This is a genomic window from Streptomyces sp. HUAS TT11, assembly GCF_051553595.1.
Classification (GTDB): domain Bacteria; phylum Actinomycetota; class Actinomycetes; order Streptomycetales; family Streptomycetaceae; genus Streptomyces.
Map to the genome: position 1 here is coordinate 183,750 of NZ_CP196185.1, position 20,548 is coordinate 204,297.

Genomic DNA, 20,548 nt, shown 5'->3' on the forward strand with positions numbered 1-20,548 from the left:
GCCGCCCGCTTGTGAGGACACACGCCATGCCTGCCCATTACGACGACGCGCACATCCGCGATCTCGGCAACGAGTGGATCAACACCGGTCTGAAGCTGCACGAGTACCTGGGGACGATGCACAGCAGCGTCCAGTCCATGAATGACGGGTGGACCGGCAAGGCGGGCCGCGCGGCGCAGGTGGTCTGGAACGGAGTCGCCGAGCACAACATCTGGCACGCCATCTGGGAGGCGGGCTGGGTGGCGCAGGAGATCGGGAAGGCGGTCATCAACTATGCCGACGAGCTGCAGAAGACGATCAAGGAGATCAACCGGGCGCACCTGATCGAGGCCCTTAGCACGATCTTCGGCATGGTCCTCGGCATCGCCTCGTTCGGCATCGCGGGCCTCCTGGGCCGGCTCGCCACGCTGGTCGGCGAGCTGGTGGAGGGTATCGCCGCCAGCATCTCCAGGATCGCCGCCGCGGCTGGGACGATCGGGCGCGCGGCAGCCTTCGCCGCCGACACGGCCATCAACGCGGCCACCACCCTCGGCACCGACGTGCTCTCCGAGTTCATGGCCTCCAGCGCCGCGCACGGGCCCACCAAGATCAACTGGGCCGGCGAGGGCATCAACGTCGGCCTGGGGGTGTTGATGGGCTGGGGAATGGGCGGCATCGACGTTCTCCAGGCCCCGCACAACTTGGGCGGCAACGGAGTGCCGCGCGTCTCGGCCCCCTCACCCACGCCGACGCCGACGCCGACCCCGACGAACATCGCAGTACCGCACCCGTCCGGAGTCCCCCACACCGGGCTGCCGTCCGTGAGGGACCTCACCCCGTTCCCCTCGAACTCGGTCTTCCAGACGAACCACGCGCCGCCGACGGGCTCCGGCATGACGAACCCGGTTACGGGCGCACCCCGCCCGAACGCCGGCGGGCCCGGCGTGGAGACGTCCGGTACGACGCGGCCTACGACCCCGGTCCCCCACGCCGACCCGCCGAGCACGTCCGTCGGTCACATCACCACGGGAGGCGGCGGACAGCCGCCGGGCCGCCTCCGAAGTGAAACCATTCCCACGAACGGGACGCCGCAGGCGTTCCTCGACGGGCCGCCCCGCAGCACCCGCGACGTCTCCGGAGGAGCCACCACCCCACCGGCTGCGCACGAGAACGGCACCGGGGGCAAGGGCGGAACCGGCAGCGGCCTCGACGTGCGGAACGAGATCCCGCCGAGCACGGCGGCCTCACACGGTGGCGGCGCGCGCGAGAACGCCCTGCCCAGCACCGGTGGGCCGACCCAGACCCGCGGCGGCGGTGCGCGGGACACCGCGACCTCACACGCCGGCGGGGGCCGCGGCACCTCGGCGGCCGCCCATGGTTCCGCGTCCGAGGGCGGTCCTAGTAGTGGGACGCCGGCTCGTGGCACGGGTACACCCGAGCGTCCTGAAGCGCAGCCGGCGGTGACCGGTGGTCATGGTACGGGCGCGCCGGAGGGCACGGGCACGCGTCCTGGAGCGCAGCCGGTCACTACCGGGGGCCGCGGCGGGACGGACGTACCCACGAGCGGGGTGCGCTCCGGCAGCCCGGAGTCGAGCGGTGGAACCCGTGCCACGCACGACGGGCCGCAGCACTCGCGTCCGGCCGGCGGGGGCGGCGGCCGTCGCGCCGTGGACTCCCAGGACGGGAAAGCGGCGTCGGAAGGCACGATCGTGCATGCGGAAACGTCGGCGAACACCGAAACCACCGCAGGCGCCGAGCGGTCCGTTGACTCGCTGGCCTCGTCGGCGTCCGAGACGCCGACGGGCAGGCAGCACGACTTCGGCTCCGGAGCCACGGCGCACGACGATGCCCATGGCGGAGGCCGCGTAGTCGAGCCCGACCCCGGCCACGACGCGCACGCCGTCCTGGTCCGCGAGGACGCCGGCAAGACCGCGAAGTGGAACACCTTCAAGCAGGAACAGAACGCGAGGAACCTTCCGGTCGTCGAGGCGGAAGCACGCCTGGAGTTCCACCGTCAGGACCTCGACACGGCCTGGCAGAACGCCTACGACAAGTACGCCGAGAACGACCTGTTCGGTGGTTCGCACCTGTCGCAGGACGGGCGCGAGGCGCAGACCGCCGAGTGGCAGTGGCGCAACGACATCACCCGCGAATTCCGGGCGGAAGTGGACCGGACGGGCCACATCTCCTCCGACGCCTTCACGCGCATCGTGGACCGCGCGCGGCACAACGCGTACAAGTACCTCGTCAGGGCCGACCAGAACGAGAGGTTCACCGCCCGTTTCAAGGAACAGGTGGATGCCTACAAGGCGAACCGGTTCGGTGAAGGCGGTGACCTTCCGCAGTTCGACAGAGCGCCCTCGAAGTACGTCTACGACCGCGATCTCCAGACGTACGTCAAGGACGACACCAAGGCGTACGGGTACCCCGACGACGGCGGTCAGGGGCCCGTCGCCAAGCTCAAGGACGGAGCCGACGGATCCCGTCCCGACGACTTCACATTCATCGAGCACACGTCGGACGGCGACGCCCCCGTCGACCATTTCCGTGACAAGTCGCACGACTTCAACGTGCTCGAGCAGTACTACATCGGCAAGCACGAGGAGTTCAGCCGGGCGCTCGACGGGTTCCTCCACGACGGGGACACCAGTGGCGGACTGCCCGCGCACACGGCTCGGCAGCTCGACGGGCTCCTGGACAACGTATTCCAGGACCTCGGGGCGATCGCGACCCGGGAGCACGACATCCAGGTGGCGACGAAAGAGATGTTCGACGACGTCATCAGGTGGAACTCCACAGGCGCGGAGGCACTGCCGGACGACTTCGTGAACCAGGTGCGGCTGGACTTCCAGCGCGACCTGCGCACCGACCACGACCTCGTCTTCCGGCACGGAGACGGGGACCGGCCCCGCGCGCTGTGGGACCTGACGACGACCCGTGCGATCGACGAACTCCCGGGCCGCATCGCCAAGGAGCACTTCATCCGGGGTCGACTGGCGGAGGAGACGCTGCACGCCCAGGGCCGGCTGTCGGAACTGGGCGAGGACTTCCTCGCCCACTTCGGCGAGGACGGGCGGCAGCGCGTCGTCGGGGAGTACCTCGACACCGTGCGGACCACCGCCGCCCGGCACTTCATCGAACGCTGGGGCGACGGCCCGAAGGCCCGTGAGTCCGCTCCGCAGTGGACCGACGTACGCGACAACCTGCGCTCGACGCTGCCCGACCGGATCCGCCACGAGGGCGACCTGCAGGCCGTGGTCGGTGAGTCCGCGCACACGTTCCACGAGATCCTGGGCCACCCGGGCAGTACTGAGTCCTTCCAGCTGCACGAGGACACGGTCAGCAGGCTGGGCAACGACTTCCGTACGGAGCGCGTCGTCAAGTACGACGCGCTGTTCGCCCCTGAAGGGCACAAGACCCAGGCCTGGCTGTCGCACGAGTCGCGCCACGAGGACGGCTTCCGGTCCCGGCTCAGCGACCTGCGGGACGGCGACTACTACTCCGACCTCAACAGCTTGCACTACCCCGTCTTCCGGGACTGGCGTGCCGGCGGGGCCTCGCCCAGTGAGAGCGTTTCGGTCCGTCCGGGCACCCCGGAACACCCCGCAGCCCCCGAAGGCCACAGCGCCGCCTCCGAGGGCCACACCCCGGCCCCCGAGAGCCACACCCCCGCCCCCATGGACGACAGCGACACCCCGGTGCCGCCGCGCGAGCACACCGGTGGCCGGCAGGAGGTGACGGTCGTCCCGACAGTCCAGACCCATCAGGGGCAGGGCCCTTCCGAGGTACGGACGCAGGCCAACCACGCCCCGCGGCACCAGGACGGGTCGCAGGTGCAGGTCACCCGGGAGCGGGACACCGCGGGCTCCCCCGGAACCATGCCCCAAACGCCCGCCGTGACGGTCCACACCTCGGCGTCCGCCACGGCGCACCGTCCTACAGAGCAGGGCCAGGGGCGGCAGCAGGCGTCCCGGCAGGAGGACTCCCTGGCGCTTGACCTGCCGGGCGAGGTCCAGGGCTGGCCGCGGAACACCTCGGAGTACACCTTCACCCGCACGCAGGTCGACCATGTCCACCAGGAGCTGCTGCAGGCGCGCCCCCTGCTGGACTTCCTCGCCCGGAACACGCAGTGGCTTCCCGGCCGGGCAATGGTTCTCCCTGCGTCACAGACCCTCGGCGTCCCGGAAATCTCGGGATTCGTCACCAGGCTGGCCGACGAGCTCGACGCCCCCGTGGTCTTCCCCGTCGCGCAGGAGGACGCCTCGGCGCCGCCCTCGTGGGCTGCCTTCGACCCGGCCGAGGGTGTCTTCCACACCGCCGACGACCTGGACGGGGTCCTCGGTGCCCTGCCCGAGACCGCCCGCTTCGGTGAAACGGAGGCGCTGCCGTACGACGTGCTCCCCGCCGCCGACCACGCGCGGCTGGAGGAGGCCACGCGGAGGGCGCTGGCGGAGCGGGGCATCGACGACGTTTCCGCAGGGCGGATCGCCCGGGTCCACGAGGATCTGCTCGACGCGGGCCTCCTCTCCCGGCAGGCGCCGATCGCGGTGCGCGCCGAGGTCACGGCCGAACTCCTTGCCGAGGGACTGAGGTTGACCGCCGCGGTGGACGACGCGCTCGGTGCGCGTACCGAGCGGCACGTCTCGTACGAGGACGTCGACGAGGCCGTCCGGCAGCTGACGGCGGAGAGGGGCGAGGCGTTCCTGTCGCTGCCGGTCGCCGTACAGGCGGAGGCCATCGCCGACCACATCGTCGGGATGGATCTCGACGAGCCCGAGGCGCTGCCCCTGAGCACGGTGGACAAGGGCAAGGCGGCGGTCCGGGGACCGGTAGCCGCGTCGGTGGAGCAGGACGACGAGCATCTGGACTTCGGCCGGTCCCTGCGGTCCCCCATGGAGCAGCGGGAGGGCGAATCCACTCGTCCCAGCAGTGGTGACTGGCGGGCCGTGTCGGACGCGGGTGTGGCGCTAACGGAAGCCCGGAGTGTTTGGAACGACACGGTGGACGATTTCGTGGCCGCCGAGGAGCGGCACCTGGAGGGGGTCGGTTTCTCCGCCAAGGCCGAGGGCCGGGGCCTGGCCCAGGCATGGGACCGCTTCGTACGTGCCGAGGCGGAGTTGACCCGTGCGGAGGAGCGGTGGTCAGAGGCCACCGGAGGTGCCCCGCTGCCCGAGGTGCAGGAGGTGGAGGCGCGGAACGGGGTGCTGCCCGGGGGCTCCCGCGTCTCCCGGTGGCTGCGCGGTCATCGCGAGGTGCCTGCGGTCGCGGGTCCGGAGGGCGTCGTCCAGTCGGTGACTTTGGTGCCGGCGGCAAGCCATGTCGTCATCGACGGCAGGAGGGCCGGTGAGGTCACCGGCCATGACGTCCACGTCCTGATCCCCACCAGCCGCGACCTGATGGTGGCGTACTGGCTGCAGCATCCAGAGGGCGTCGACGACTCCTTCAAAGCGGAGATGGACGCGTTGAACGCGGCGCGTGCAACCGCTGCCCGCGTCGAGCTCATCACAGCACTGGACAGCCGGATCACGTCCTTGGCCGACGACCTCGAGCTCTTCCGTGATCTCCGGAGCCGCCGAGTGTGGGACCGGTTGGAGACTTCGCAGATCGCCGCGCTCGTCATGGCCGAACGCCGCGGCCTGCGGGCCATGGCCGCCGACCGTGACGAGCTGATCTCCAAGCTGCGCAGCGGCGCATGGCCGTGGGCCAAGGGGTATCTGCTCGGCGGCGGCATCGACGGGGTGCTGGACTCCCTGGTCGACTCCGTCCTGGGCACCCTTCGCAACGACATGTCCCTGACCGTCAACGTGAGACTGGATGCCGGTGCCACCAGCGAGGGCACTGTGCTCGACGCGATGGTCCGGGACAACACGGTCCTGCTGCGCAATGCGTGGGAGTCCACACCCGGTCAGACCGGGTATTTGTTTGGGAGCCGCGGTCCGGCCGAAGAGGCCCTGGGCTATGCGTCCACCGTCAAACGCACGGGCCAGGCGTCCGGTATCTACGGTGCTCGCACCGGCGCACCCGACGAGTTCTTCGCGCCGAGCGATCAGGACCGCTCCGCCCTGCCCGTGTACGCGGCACTGACCTCGCCCCACCGGCCGCAGGCTCTTAAGTCGTACGGCTCAGCGGTGTTCCACCTCAAACACGCGGTGATGGAGCGGGCCACCTTCACGCCGGAGGACAGTTTCCGTCCTGGGCCGAGGGGCGCGCAGGGCGTGACGGGTCTGGGGAACCTCCTGCCGTTGCTCAACCACGGCGACGAATCCCTGGTCCGGTTGGCGTTCGCCGAGGCGACCGATTTCGCTTTCGACCCTGGTTACCGGGCCCTGAGGGATTCCGGCAGTCTCTCGTCCCGGTTGCAGGGGTACATCGAGGCGCAGATCCACGGTGGGGTCACCTGGCAGGACCTGGACCGGGTCGTGCTGTTCCACGACAGTCATGACCGGGTGAAGGCGCAAGAGGCCCTGTCCCAGAAGGACGTACTGGAGACGTTCGCCCGCGACAACGGGTTCTCGCTTACCGTCGAGACGGTCCCGGTGTTTCCCGGGGTGCGGCCGGCCGCGGTTCCGTACGGCGCGTCAGGCGCGAAGGTCCACGAGAGCTATGAGGACCTGCACTTCACCGCAGGGCTTCTGGACGAGCATGGTGTGGCGTCGGCGCGGGGGTTGGGTGCTGGTGGTGCTGGTGGTGCGGGTGTTTCGGCGTTGGTGCGTCCGTTTGAGGAGTTGCGTTCTGCGTACGGTTGGTTGGAGGAGGTCAATCCGTATCGGGCACAGGGTGGTGGTTTTGGCACGAACTGTGTTCTGACGGCGATCGCGGTTGATCTGTCGTTGCGGGACGGTGGTGTTCATCAGGCGTCTGCTTCGGATGTGGGTGCTGTCCGGCAGGGTGCGGAGGATGCTTCGGGGCTGCGGAACTACCTGGAGAACTATCTGGATCGTGTTCCGGATCCGGTGGCGGGTGCGGAGGCGGTCGCTGCGGCGATGTCGGCGGCGCCGGTCGGGGCTCGGGGCATGGTGGTGATCGAGAGTGCCGGGGGCGAGATCGATCATGTGGTGAATGTGACGCGTGATCACAACGGTGTGGTGTTCCTGGACGGGCAGTCGGGTTTCCCGGTGCGTGAGCCTGCTGGTGTGGTGTCTTTCCTGCCGACCACGCAGGGTATTCCCGGATTCCCGCTGCACAGCGATGCCGACCTTGTCACCGATGGCGCGCCGCAGCGTTTGCTGGGTTCCGGGCAGGGAGCCACCGTCCCCGAACTGAACGAGACCTCCGGCCCCCGCAAGCGTGGAACGCGTATGACCGTGATCGACGGTGTTGGGCGGGCGGTGGATTCTGGAATTCTCGGTGTTCAGCCTCAGTCCGGAAGTACAGCCCAGGCGCTGGTGGACGCGCCTGTCGGTCACGGTTACGGCATGCTCGGGCGTGCTGCGGGTGGGCGTGGGATCGGTGGTTTGTTGTGGAATCAGGGTGCTGCCGATCGGGAGGCCGAACTCAGTCGTAAATACGGTATTCGAATCGGTCCTCCCGCGGATCGACCGAACGACCATTTCAGCCATTCCACGCTTTCCAGGATTGATGGCGTCCTGGCCAGTCTGCCTCGCGAGCACGTTATTGGTAACCCGGCGCTGACCGCGATTCAGCCCGCGGTTCCCGAAGCGGGTGAAAACAGCAGCGGGTACGACATCAGTCAGAGGCTCATCGATATTGTTTCTCCATACGGGCTTCCCTCGTGGCTCCTTACGGAGCTTAATCGGGCTAGTGGGTGGCAGCGCGCCCTGATGGACAAGGCGGCGTTGTCGGAATATCGCGAGATCAGTGAGGACGGGGATCGGGAACTCGGTATCGGTGATGGCCAGCGCCAGGTGATGGGTGGTGTCTCGAATGTGCTGGCACAGGGTAACTACGTGAAGTGGATGCTGCGGCATGAGATCGGTCACTCCGTCGATCAGCGCATCAATTGGATGGCAGGTCTTCTCCAGCAGTCCCGGTTCGGCGGCTGGCGGATCTACACCGACAACGATCTTGGCGAGCTTGCCACGAGGGTTCTTGGTAAGGCCGGGTTGGGCGATCATCTCCATGTAAATAGCAGATATAGGCAATCCTTGTTGAATGCGGCGACGGCTGCGCTCCATCCGGGCGTGGCGTTGAACCATCCCCTGGTTACTGGGTTGTTTGCGGACTTCCCGGGGCAGAGCGCTGGAATTGCTCTGGTTGTTCGCTTCAAGCAGTTGGCGCAAGCGCAGCCGTGGACGTTGCTCGACGGGGGTGGTGACGTGCTTGATATCGGCGGGCGCATGTACCAGGTGAGCCGCGACGGCCAGTGGGTCAGTTACCTGCGGGCCGAGCGCACCAACCATTCTGTGTCCAATTACCAGTTCTCAAGTCCAAGTGAGTGGTTCGCCGAGGCGTACGCCGCCTTTTACGGGACGCGTCCCGAGCCTCGCGCGCGGCTCAACCCTGAGGTGCGGGCCTATTTCGGCAGAGAGCTGCCCGAGTACTTCCGCTCAAATCGGGAAGATTCGTCGGCTGCGTCGTTTGCACCGAGCTCCACCAGCGGTCGCATAGCGGCGTCGACATCGGCGCCGGCTCCGGCTCCGGCGTGGGCTTCGACGTCGACGTCGACGTCGGTTCCGGCTCAGGGGTGGGCGCCGACAGCGGCGTCGGCTTCGACGTGGGCGCCGGCACCGATGCTTTCCCCCGCCGAGGCTCTGTTTCGTGAGGTCAACCAGCGATTGCAGAGAATGGGGGCGCGCCTGGCAACACGGGATCAGGTGGCCGAGGCGGATCGGAAGTTGTCGGCCCGGCGGGGAGCGGGTTACACGCTGAGCGACCTGCGGGCGCGGAGTGTCGACGTTGTGGAGCGTCTCTTGGGGCGGCCCCAGGGAGGGCTTGGGGGGGCGGGGCGTACGGATGGCGCGGCTGTCACCGGTGAATCGTCCGCGGCAGGCACGTCGGGATCGGTGACGGACACTTCGCGGGCCGCGGGACCGATCCGGAGCACGGCTGTTCGCTCTGGTCTCGTAGACCGGACGGTGCTGGAGGGGATGTCTCCGGTCGAGCGGAGGAACGGGCTGGCCGACTTCCAGCTCAGGTGGCTGATCTGGGAGAAGTCCGCCAACCGGCAGGGAGAGGCAGGCCTGCCTGAGGGTCACCCACTGTTCACCGCGTTGGTCGAGGCGGCGAACTATGTGGGCGGACACACGCTGGTTGGTATCGAGGACCGGCTTGCGGAGCATGCTGGTGACTTGTTCCAGTTGGATCGTGCCGACCAGGATCTGGTTATCGTCGCCAGTCGTCTGCTGACCCACCTGGGGGACGGTCCCGTCGCGGAGCGGCTTGCCCGGTCAATACCGGTTGGCGTCGGGTCCGAGGACCTCCGTGGACTGCTGTCACCCGCCTCCACGGCGGATGACAGCACCGCGGTCCCCGCGCGTTCCGACACGCTCTACCCGATGCGGGAGGCCCCTTCCGCTGTCATCAGCACTGTGCCTTCGTCTGGCGGGACACCCGAATTCACCGCACCTGTTGCTCCGGTCACGGCCGATATCGGAGTGCGTTCTCGGACCGGTGGTGGATCGGTGGTGGATGCCGAGGAGAAGTTGCGGGTTTCGGTCGATGCTGCGGTTGTGCGGGCCGTGGCGCAGGCCGGTGTGGGTATGGACGCGTTTGTTGCGGATCCCGCGGTGCTCAATTGTGTTGTGCTGCTGGATGCGCTGCTTGACGAGTTGTTCCCCGTGGTGGGAGAACTCGGTGGATCTCGGGCGGCTTTCCGTGCCGTCCGTCCGGCGTTTGCTCGGGATGACCTGGTTTCGAGATCCGGTCGGACTGAGGAGCGGCTTGTTCCTGGTGGAAGGTGGTTGCCGTTGTCATCGATGGATCAGTTGGTCGATGCTCTGGTGACGGCTGGTGTGGGCAGTAAGGCGGTAGTGCTGGAGCAGGGCTTGGAGGGCATTGGGCATGCTCTGCTTTATGCGAATGTCGGGCTGAAAGCAGACATGGGCGAGGTGCTGATCGCGCGTGTGGACCCGCAGGCGTCCAGCCGTGTGGAGGTTTTGGACCGACGGGATCTGCAGCGGTGGGTGCGAGCCGGCCATGGAACGCGTATGACCGTGATCGACGGTGTTGGGCGGGCGGTGGATTCTGGAATTCTCGGTGTTCAGCCTCAGTCCGGAAGTACAGCCCAAGCGCTGGTGGACGCGCCTGTCGGTCACGGTTACGGCATGCTCGGGCGTGCTGCGGGTGGGCGTGGGATCGGTGGTTTGTTGTGGAATCAGGGTGCTGCCGATCGGGAGGCCGAACTCAGTCGTAAATACGGTATTCGAATCGGTCCTCCCGCGGATCGACCGAACGACCATTTCAGCCATTCCACGCTTTCCAGGATTGATGGCGTCCTGGCCAGTCTGCCTCGCGAGCACGTTATTGGTAACCCGGCGCTGACCGCGATTCAGCCCGCGGTTCCCGAAGCGGGTGAAAACAGCAGCGGGTACGACATCAGTCAGAGGCTCATCGATATTGTTTCTCCATACGGGCTTCCCTCGTGGCTCCTTACGGAGCTTAATCGGGCTAGTGGGTGGCAGCGCGCCCTGATGGACAAGGCGGCGTTGTCGGAATATCGCGAGATCAGTGAGGACGGGGATCGGGAACTCGGTATCGGTGATGGCCAGCGCCAGGTGATGGGTGGTGTCTCGAATGTGCTGGCACAGGGTAACTACGTGAAGTGGATGCTGCGGCATGAGATCGGTCACTCCGTCGATCAGCGCATCAACTGGATGGCAGGTCTTCTCCAGCAGTCCCGGTTCGGCGGCTGGCGGATCTACACCGACAACGATCTTGGCGAGCTTGCCACGAGGGTTCTTGGTAAGGCCGGGTTGGGCGATCATCTCCATGTAAATAGCAGATATAGGCAATCCTTGTTGAATGCGGCGACGGCTGCGCTCCATCCGGGCGTGGCGTTGAACCATCCCCTGGTTACTAGGTTGTTTGCGGACTTCCCGGGGCAGAGCGCTGGAATTGCTCTGGTTGTTCGCTTCAAGCAGTTGGCGCAAGCGCAGCCGTGGACGTTGCTCGACGGGGGTGGTGACGTGCTTGATATCGGCGGGCGCATGTACCAGGTGAGCCGCGACGGCCAGTGGGTCAGTTACCTGCGGGCCGAGCGCACCAACCATTCTGTGTCCAATTACCAGTTCTCAAGTCCAAGTGAGTGGTTCGCCGAGGCGTACGCCGCCTTTTACGGGACGCATCCCGAGCCTCGCGCGCGGCTCAACCCTGAGGTGCGGGCCTATTTCGGCAGAGAGCTGCCCGAGTACTTCCGCTCAAATCGGGAAGATTCGTCGGCTGCGTCGTTTGCACCGAACTCCACCAGCGGTCCCATAGCGGCGTCGACATCGGCGCCGGGGTTCGTGCCGCGGGGGTTGGGTGCTGGTGGTGCGGGTGTTTCGGCGTTGGTGCGTCCGTTTGAGGAGTTGCGTTCTGCGTACGGTTGGTTGGAGGAGGTCAATCCGTATCGGGCGCAGGGTGGTGGTTTTGGCACGAACTGTGTTCTGACGGCGATCGCGGTTGATCTGTCGTTGCGGGACGGTGGTGTTCATCAGGCGTCTGCTTCGGATGTGGGTGCTGTCCGGCAGGGTGCGGAGGATGCTTCGGGGCTGCGGAACTACCTGGAGAACTATCTGGATCGTGTTCCGGATCCGGTGGCGGGTGCGGGGGCGGTCGCTGCGGCGATGTCGGCGGCGCCGGTCGGGGCTCGGGGCATGGTGGTGATCGAGAGTGCCGGGGGCGAGATCGATCATGTGGTGAATGTGACGCGTGATCACAACGGTGTGGTGTTCCTGGACGGGCAGTCGGGTTTCCCGGTGCGTGAGCCTGCTGGTGTGGTGTCTTTCCTGCCGACCACGCAGGGTATTCCCGGATTCCCGCTGCACAGCGATGCCGACCTTGTCACCGATGGCGCGCCGCAGCGTTTGCTGGGTTCCGGGCAGGGAGCCACCGTCCCCGAACTGAACGAGACCTCCGGCCCCCTCAAGGAGCTCGTCGAGGAGCCCGCGCCCCGGCGTTTGCGCCCCGTGACGGGCGCCGTGGACCTGGACGAGAGGCGGCCGCCGCGAGTCGACCTGGAACTGCCGCCGGCGCCGCTTTCCACCGGCCCGGTCCGGTTCAGTGACGGCACCCAGCTGCCCATCTACATGACCGGCGGCGTGGGTTCCCAGCTTCCCGGGCTGCCACAGGACGTCGTGCGTCGTTCGTTCGCCTTCGGCCAGGGCGACCGCACGCTGCGCGGCATCGATCTCGTCGTGCGGGAACTCGACGAGCAGCTGGGCCGGTCGGTCGGCACCCGCCCGGCTCCTGTCAAGGGGAGCCGGGCACAGGACGGCTTCGGTCTGCTGGACCGGGTGAGCCGCAGCCTGCGGGACAACCCGCAGGGGTTCTTCGGCGAAGGAAGGACGTTCCTGTATAAGGCGGCGGACGGGAAGACCCGGACGCTGGGGGTAACGGCGCGGCTATACGGGAACTGGGAACGGTTCGCTTCAGGCCACGGGAATCCGGTCAAGGTCGACACCATGCAGCGGTCGACCGGCACCAGCGGCCAGGTCAAGGTCAACGCCACCTCGCTGGGGCTGGCCTCGACGGTGCCGCTGGGGCCCGTCAATCAGTTCGTCTCCCCGTGGGGCCGACTGCATTTTCGGTTCAACTTCGGCAAGCAGGTGCGATACAACCAGCAGAGGCAGGTGGTGAACCAGACCGAGACTCGCACCCTGGACGGTTCGCACGTCCATGTGGACGACGTCTGGTTCGAGTTCGAGGTCAAGGACCGCCACGGCACCGCCATCGACCTGAGCGGGAAGCCGATTCAGCAGGGTGAGGACACAGCTCGGCGGCCGGTGGAGTTCGGCTTCGCCGTGCGCGGCGGCGTCATGGTGCGGATCGCCGACTCCCTGACCACCGGCAAGGCCCTCACCGGCGAGCTGCCGCAGCGGTTGACGCTGGGCTCCGACTCCCGCCTGCGGATGGTGAACACCGAGGCCTTCGGCCCGACCGGCCATATCCGCGACTGGGTGGTGGAGCAGATCGGAGTGACATCGGACAGCATGGCCGCCTCTCAGATCGGGGAATTCTTCTCCACCGGCGGCTTCCACGGAATGTCCCGCGCGCTGAATTCGGGCCGGGTGGTCACCCCGCCGCTGTTCGGGGGGGAGAGCGGCAGCGAGCCGCTGGGTGTGTTCTCCGTGAAGGTCGAGTCCGGTGACGCCGTTCTGATCAACGAGACGACGGCCGCGGAGCTGCGGGACATCGTGCAGAGCACGGCACGCAACGAGCGGCAGATCGGGAGGTCCCACGGCGCCGAGGTCGGCGTGTCGGTGGGCCCCATGTTCCAGCTGTTCGGGCTGGAGAACGGCGAGTTCGACCTGCGCCTGCTGGCTGGGCTCAACGGCCGTTACGGTGCGTCTCGGAGCCGGAGCACCCTCTCGGGTGGGTCCGCGGCCGTCAAGATCGCGGCTCAGGTCAAGGGCTCCGCCACCGGCCTCTACCTGGTACAGAAGAAGATCACCGTGACCGCGCCGCCGACGGGGCACCGCGGGAAGCTGTGGAAGGACACGCCGCGGAGCAGGATTACGCCACGTTCCGAAACGTTCCAGACGTGGGCGGTCGAGCGGTTGACCCGCACCGAGGCCAGCCGGCTGGCCGGGCTGGACAAGGGCAAGCCCGCCGGGCGGGAGCCGGAGGCTCCGCCGTACCTGACGCAACAAGAGCCATCGACGCTGGGTATGAGCCGGGTGGAGGAGTTCACCTTCGCCGACGGGAGCATCAGTCGTGATGTCGACGGCAAGAAGGTGACGTTCCCCGAGCGCTTCGCCGACGAGGTGCTGCAGAAGGTTGGCGAGGCCTATCCGGACCTGGTCGCCCCGCTGCGTGAACTCAACCCCCGCAGCCCCCGCTGGCGCAACGCCGATCACTTCGGGATTGTGCTGCACAACACGCTGGAGGTCCTCAACCAGCTGTCGCACCACAGCATGGCGTCGAACGTCGAGACGATGATGACCACCGGTCTGCGGATCGACCTGGTCGAGTCGGCCAGGATGTCGCGCGGCCACCGCTACGTGTGGGTGGACGCCAAGCTGACGGAGCGGCGCTACGAAGGTAAGCAGGAGGACCTGCGGCTGCGGTTCAGCGCCCCGGGCACCGAGGTCGTGGGCGGCCAGCAGAGCGGCTCCCGCGCTGCGCAGATCGGCCTCGAGGCTGCGGTCTCGCCGCGCGACACGAACACCGACGAGATCAGCCGGCCGGAGCAGCTGGGAACCGTGTTCGTGGGCGTGAGGGTCGGTAAGCGCACGGAGTCCGAGAGCGGTTACGGCATGGCCGCCACGCACGAGGCCTTGTCGATCGGCACCGGTGGCTCCCACCTGTACAGCTACAAGATCAGCCTCAGCGCCAAGCGCGGCGGCTACTGGCGGCCCCGCAGGTGGATGCGCGGTCTGCTGTTCATGAACGCCCTCGGCACGCAGCCGTTCGTGTTCGGCGAGCCGGAGGGCCGGCTGATCGGGCCCCCGGAGCAGAGCGGCACGCAGGACGCGTCGGGTCTGGGCCGGGTGCTACTGAGCGTCCCGGTCGAGCACACCCCCGTCGCCCCCGTCACCACCGCCGACCGCACCGTGAAGGCGCCGGAGGCGCTCTCCGCCGAGGAAGCCCGCAACCTCGCGATGGACATGGGCACGGTGCCGGCGGCCACCGTCGACCGCGCCTCCACCGTGCTGTTGTCGCAGCATCCCCACGAGACGGTCTCCGTGATCGCCGACAAGGAGCTGTCCGGCGCCCTGAAGGACGTGCTGAACGAGGCGTCGGGCGGTTCCTGGACGGTGATGCAGAAGGGCGCACCGGCGCACGACGCGGCGCTCCAGCTCGTCGAGAGTAAGAACCTCCGGGCGAACTTCGACCAGAGCTCCGCGGAGACCGGATGGCGGGCTCCGGAGCTGTTTGCGTCGGCGCCGTACCTGAACCGCTCGACGTGGCTGGCGCACCGGACCACCCTCCTGTCCGGCATGACCGCCTTGACCAGCGCGCAGAGGATCGAGACCGAGACCACCGTCGGCGGCGTCGCGAATTCCACCGGCCGCTACACCAGGACCAGCACGCTGTTCTTCGGCGGCCAGCTGGGTTACCAGAAGTCCCACGGGTTGGGGACCGGGGTCACCGGCAACTACACCCTGGTGGTCAGCCCGTACCGGCGGGACACTCTCACGTCGAAGACGGTCCAGCGGTCCGCGGTGTCCGAGATCAACCGCAAGGACACGGGCCGCCGCGTCCTGGCATCCGCCGCGGTACTGCACGAGATCGCGGCCGCCTCCGAGCGGATCGGCGCATGGGCACACGGCAATAGCCACCTTCCCACCTCCCTGGTCGGAGCGTCGGGACGCAGGCTCGTGGTCCCCGGCGGCTGGGTGGGCCACCTTCCGGAGAAGAGCGCCTACCGGCTCGGGGTGCTGAAGGACGACTTCGGCGACGTGCCGCTGTACAACAAGCGGTCCTGGTCGCCGCTTCCGTTGCTGAGGGGCCAGGCGTTCGGCAGCTGGCCGGTGAACTCGCTCGACACGGCCGCGGCGGTGCGCCGGTTCGAGGCGGCGCTGAAGCCGCTGGGGCTCTCCACTCAGGACCTGGAGCAGCTGCGCCGGCTGGTGTCGGGCCGTGTGGTGCGGGCCATCGGCAGGGAGATGTCGGGCTCGGGTTCCGCGGTGCCGGCGCGCATCGGCCGCTGGGGCTCGGAGTGGGCTCAGACGTGGGTCGGCCGCCGGCAGGCGCGGCTCCGCGTCCAGTTGGTCCCCGTGAAGAGTGCCGCGGACGGCTTCGGCGGCCTGGGCCACAGCGTGGAGCTGGAGGAGCACCGGCAGGCTGTGGAGTCCGTCCAGCAGACCCGCGGCCGGGCCTCAGGCAAGCTGATCGGCTTCGTTGTCTCCGAGGGCGCCCACACGCCCGACGCGGTGGCCAGGTCCGCGGGTCCGACACACTCGCAGATGGGTTCCTCCGTGCAGGGAACCGTTCAGACGCAGAATGACGGCACCGTCAAGTACTCGACCGTCACGACCACGCAGGCGCACGGCGAGTACACGACGGAGTACGAGCTGCGCCTCGAACTGGAGATCACCGACACCACGCCGGCCGATCCGGCCGCAGCCGGGCACGCCGGTGCGGACCGCCTGAAGGACCAGGCCGGCCGGTGGTTGCAGATGTGGACCGGGCGGCGCAAGCACTCGATCTCGGTCCAGGAGAACGTAGGCAGGCTGATCGAGCACTTCCCGCTCAGCCTGATGCGGCCCGAGCCGCAGGACTCGGCCGGGCAGTCAGATCCGCTCGCACCGCCGCCGTTGGAAGGGCCCGGCGAACCACACCGGGTCGCCCTGCCGCCTTCGCTCGGCGCGGGCGGCTGGCACGACGTCGCGCACCGGGGAGCCGGTGGCAAGGTCGAGGTCAAGCCGTTCGAGATGCCGCAGGAGGGCTTCGCGGTCCGCGGCGTCATCGGGCTCGACGGCTTGCGTGCCGCCAACACGCTGGCCCTGGGCGCAGCGTACGACGTGTCCCTGTCGGTACCCGGGCACGGTCCCATCAGTGCCGATCTGCTGGCGCAGGCGAAGAACACGCCGTTGACCCGAGCCGGCACCGGGTCGGCGCAGAGCCTGGAGGACGGGACGTCCAACGGGGCGCTCGCGGCGTTCTACGAGCAGACGCTGACGCCCCGCGGCTACCAGGTGGCCGGGCTGACCGACCGCGGGTTCTTCGGAGGCGCGGACGGCAGTCTCGCGATCTACTCCAAGCCCGACCTCTCCAAGGTCCGGTTGATGGCCGTCGCGGACGGGATGAAGTTCGAGGGCGCCAACCGGGAGGTGCACGGTGCCAGCTCGTCCGCCGGCCGCGCGGGGTGGGCCGGTCACGTCCTGCAAGGCGGACCGACCACCTCCTCACCGGCGGTCGGCACCAACCAGATCGGCAGCGGGTTCGGAGCCCACGAAGTGGACTCCGTGACTGCCGGCCTGGCGGGTGAGTGGCTCACCTCGGTGAACGTCAAGCCGGAAAAGGGCCGGGCGTTCCTGTTCGCCATCCCCACGAAGTGGCTGTCGATCGCGCAGGTCCACCACCACGTGAAGGACAGCACCCCGGTCGAGGCGGTCCGCAGTGTCTTCGGCAACCCGCAGCGGGAGCCGCAGGCCATGGAGGCCGACGCCACGGTGCTGGCCTGGGTGCGCGAGGACGTGGCCCGGCGACTCGGCCTGGTCGGCGAGGCCAGCTTCCCGGCCAAGGTGGCCGAGTCCTGGGACGCGGTCGGCAAGGCGGACAAGGAGTGGACCGCCGCCGACAAGGCCTACTGGGACCTGCGCCGCGGCGACGCCGCGAAGCGGGAGTCCGAACTGGCGGCGGCCGACAAGGCGCTGAACGCCTTCACGGGATCCGTGCCGTCGGTCGAGGACGCCCTCAAGGAGCTCAACGCGCTTGAGCTGGACGACGACTTCGCCGAACCCGCCCACGACGGCTGGGAGCAGGTGCGGTCCGAGCAGATCGAGCAGGCGCGGACGACGGTGGGGATGGCGCGTCAGGTCGCCGCCGCCCGGGACGCGCGGGACGCCGCACAGCAGCGGCTCGATGAGGTCAAGGCCGATCTGGCGGCCCGCCTTGCGTACGCCGATGCCCTCGCAGACGAGTACGCCCGGGTGCGCGGGCTCACCGACCGCCTCACCAACTGGTACCAGCTGCAAGCCTCCACGCAGGGCCGTGGACTGATCAAGAACGTCGAGGAGCCGCCCAAGGCGGCTTTCTGGCCGCCTTCCAAGGCGAACGCCGCGAAGACGGCGGCCTCGCAGAAGGGCAAGGAAGCGGACCGCACGGGGCTCGGCGGGAGTGCCGGTGTCTTCCGGCCGTTGGATGCCGGGAGTGGGGCCGTGGTTCTGCGGCCTGAGGAGGAGTTGCGTCTTGCCTACGGGTGGTTGGACGAGGTCAATCCTTCTCGGGCGCAGGGCGATGGTTTTGAGACGAACTGTGTTTTGACGGCCATCGCGGTCGACCTGACTCTGCGTGATGGCGCTGTTCATCAGGCACCGCCGTCGGAGGTGGGTGGTGACCGGCAGGTCGCGGAGGACGCTTCGGGGCTGCGGAACTACCTGGAGAACTACCTGGATCGTCTGCCGGACCCGGTGTCCGGGTCGCAGGCGGTCGTGGCCGCGATGTCTGCGGCACCGGTCGGTGCACGCGGCATGGTCGTGGTCGAGAACGCCGCCGGCGGTATCGACCATGTGGTGAACGTGACACATGATCACAACGGGGTCGTGTTCCTCGACGGGCAGTCGGGCATGCCCATTTACGCACCCGCAGGCGTGGTGTCCTTCCTGCCAACCACCGAAGGAATCCCTGGGCACGTCCTGCACCACGCGACGACCGCCGGCACAACTGCGCCGCCACGCACGCTCGGAGCCCCAGTCGGGCAGACCTCGCATGCCGAACGCGTGGAGGAGGACCGCCCGGGGTTCGCCGAGGGGGTGAGCAGCGGAGTCACCCACGCTGCCGCATCGCGCGCGGACTCTCAGGACGACGTGTCGCTGGACGACCTGTACGGTCCGGCGGTGCAGCCGAAGACGGTGAAGCGTGGTGAGAAGGACGACACCGTTCCGCCTCGGGTCCGTGTCAACCCCCTGTGGTACCCGGTGAAGGACTTCAAAAAGGCCCTGCTGGAGCGCGGCGGCGTCTGGTCGTACGTGATCGACGAGCACGGCCGGTTCTTCCTCGGCAGTGAGGATGTCTGGTCCATAGCGGGAGAGGAGGAGCGCAAGGAGCTCTTCGATGCGATGAGGGCCGCTCACCCTGATCTGACGATGGAGGATCTGAAGGGGTGGCTCAATGACCAGGGCGTACCCACCGTTGCCGCGGGTTTCGATGAGACCGGCGCCGCGGTGGTCGGCTCCGCCCGCGTCGGCGGCGAACTGTTCCGCGACCCGCTCACGGGTCAGTGGACGATCGACGCGTCCAGCCGCTACGTGGGGCCTGTCGTCCGTCCTGGTGTGGAACCGGCCACCGTCACCCGGTGGGTGCGCAACGCGGCCGAGGCCCTCAGCTCTGCCCTGGGCATGCCGATCCGTGCCAAGGACGCGGAACAGCCCACCGTCGCCCACGGCGCGCTCGTGGCGGGTACGGGCACCGGGGAACTGGACCATGATTACGGTCCCCTGGCGGGTCCGAAGAAGGTCAAGGACCGCGAACGTGACCCTGCAGCCGTTGACCGGGTCCGTGTCAATCCCCTGTGGTACCGGCTGGAAAACTTCACGCCGTCCCTGCTGAAGCGCATCGGCGGCGTCTGGCACTACGCCGTCGACGAGGACGGGCAGATCAGCATCGGCAGCGATCAGATCCTGTCCATCATGACGGAGAAGGAGCTCGACGAGCTCTTGGCCCACATGCTGCGGGCCGGCCACAACCTCACCCGGGAGCAGCTCAAGGCGGCGATCGACAACCAGGGCCATCCCACCGTCGCGGTCGGGTTCCGCGAGGACGGCACCACCGCCGTCCGCCCCGCGCGGGTCAGCGGAGAACTCTCCTACAACCCCGCCTCGCAGGTTTGGGAACTCACGGACAAGTCCGGCCGCTACATGAGCAACAAGATCCGGCCGAGCGTCGACCCCGGGGAAGCGCAGCGATGGCTCGCCAACACCGCCCGGCGCATCAGCGAGCATCTTGGCGTCCCCGTGGAGCCCGTACTGTTCAAGAACGCACCGGTAGCGGCGACCGAGGCGGGGATCCGCCACGATCTCGCCGCCGCCGCAGTCCGCACGGTCGTCGCGCCTGAGGTGGTCGACGTGGCCGAGCAGGCCGAGGCGGTCGACCTGTTGCGTCTGGAGCGGTTCCGCGCGTACACCACCGATCCTGCGGGGTCTGATCTCCGGTCGCTCTCGCGGGTGGTGGCCCTCGACCGGATGCTGAGCGACTACCAGGCGATCGACGAGCACGATTACGCTCGGCGTGCTGCCTCGCTCGACCAACTCGTGGACCGGGCCCGTACCTACGCGGCCACCACGAAGAACGAGTTCCGGCGGCAGGCCGTGCAGCGGCTGGTCGAGCAGGCCGGGACCCGGGCCGTCGAGTACCGACAGCAGGCAGGACCACGGGAGGAGCCCGCCGGCGCCGTGGAGTCCACGCCGACCGGTCCGCTCGGGTATCGCGAACGCATCGCGCTCGCAAAGCGCGAATGGCGGGGTCCGGTGATCGAGGAGGTGGCGCGGCTGGAGACGATGCTGCTGGACGCCGGTCCCGGCGCCCGCTCACTCGTGATGGGCGCGGCGCCCGGCGAACAGCTTTGGGCGGTGAACGTCCTGGGCACGGTCCGCTGGGTGGAGCAGGGCACGGCACAGGTGACGCAGGCCCCGCAGTCCGCGCAGGGCACGGTGGTCTCGATCGACCTTGACTCCCGCGCCAGGCTGATCAAGCCCGACCCGCGGCTGCTCGGCGCCGACACGGAGGCGGCGCGTTTCTGCGGGTTGGTCGTGGGCGGGGACCTGAAGCACGTCGTGTGACGGACGGCGGCCCCGCGCGCAAAAGC

General features: G+C 68.3%; 1 protein-coding gene. It reads left to right on the plus strand.

Translation table 11 applies throughout. The features are described from left to right. Nucleotides 1–26 precede the first annotated feature (26 nt). Nucleotides 27–20,522: a toxin glutamine deamidase domain-containing protein gene (locus ACSHXN_RS44580; protein ID WP_438306686.1), complete on the plus strand. Its 20,496-nt coding sequence runs from the start codon at nt 27–29 to the stop codon at nt 20,520–20,522. The last annotated feature ends 26 nt before the right edge of the window (nt 20,523–20,548 follow it).

Bases quoted from the DNA above. Each gene is read 5' to 3' on its own strand.
- ACSHXN_RS44580 (WP_438306686.1), top strand. From the start codon at position 27: ATGCCTGCCCATTACGACGACGCGCACATCCGCGATCTCGGCAACGAG.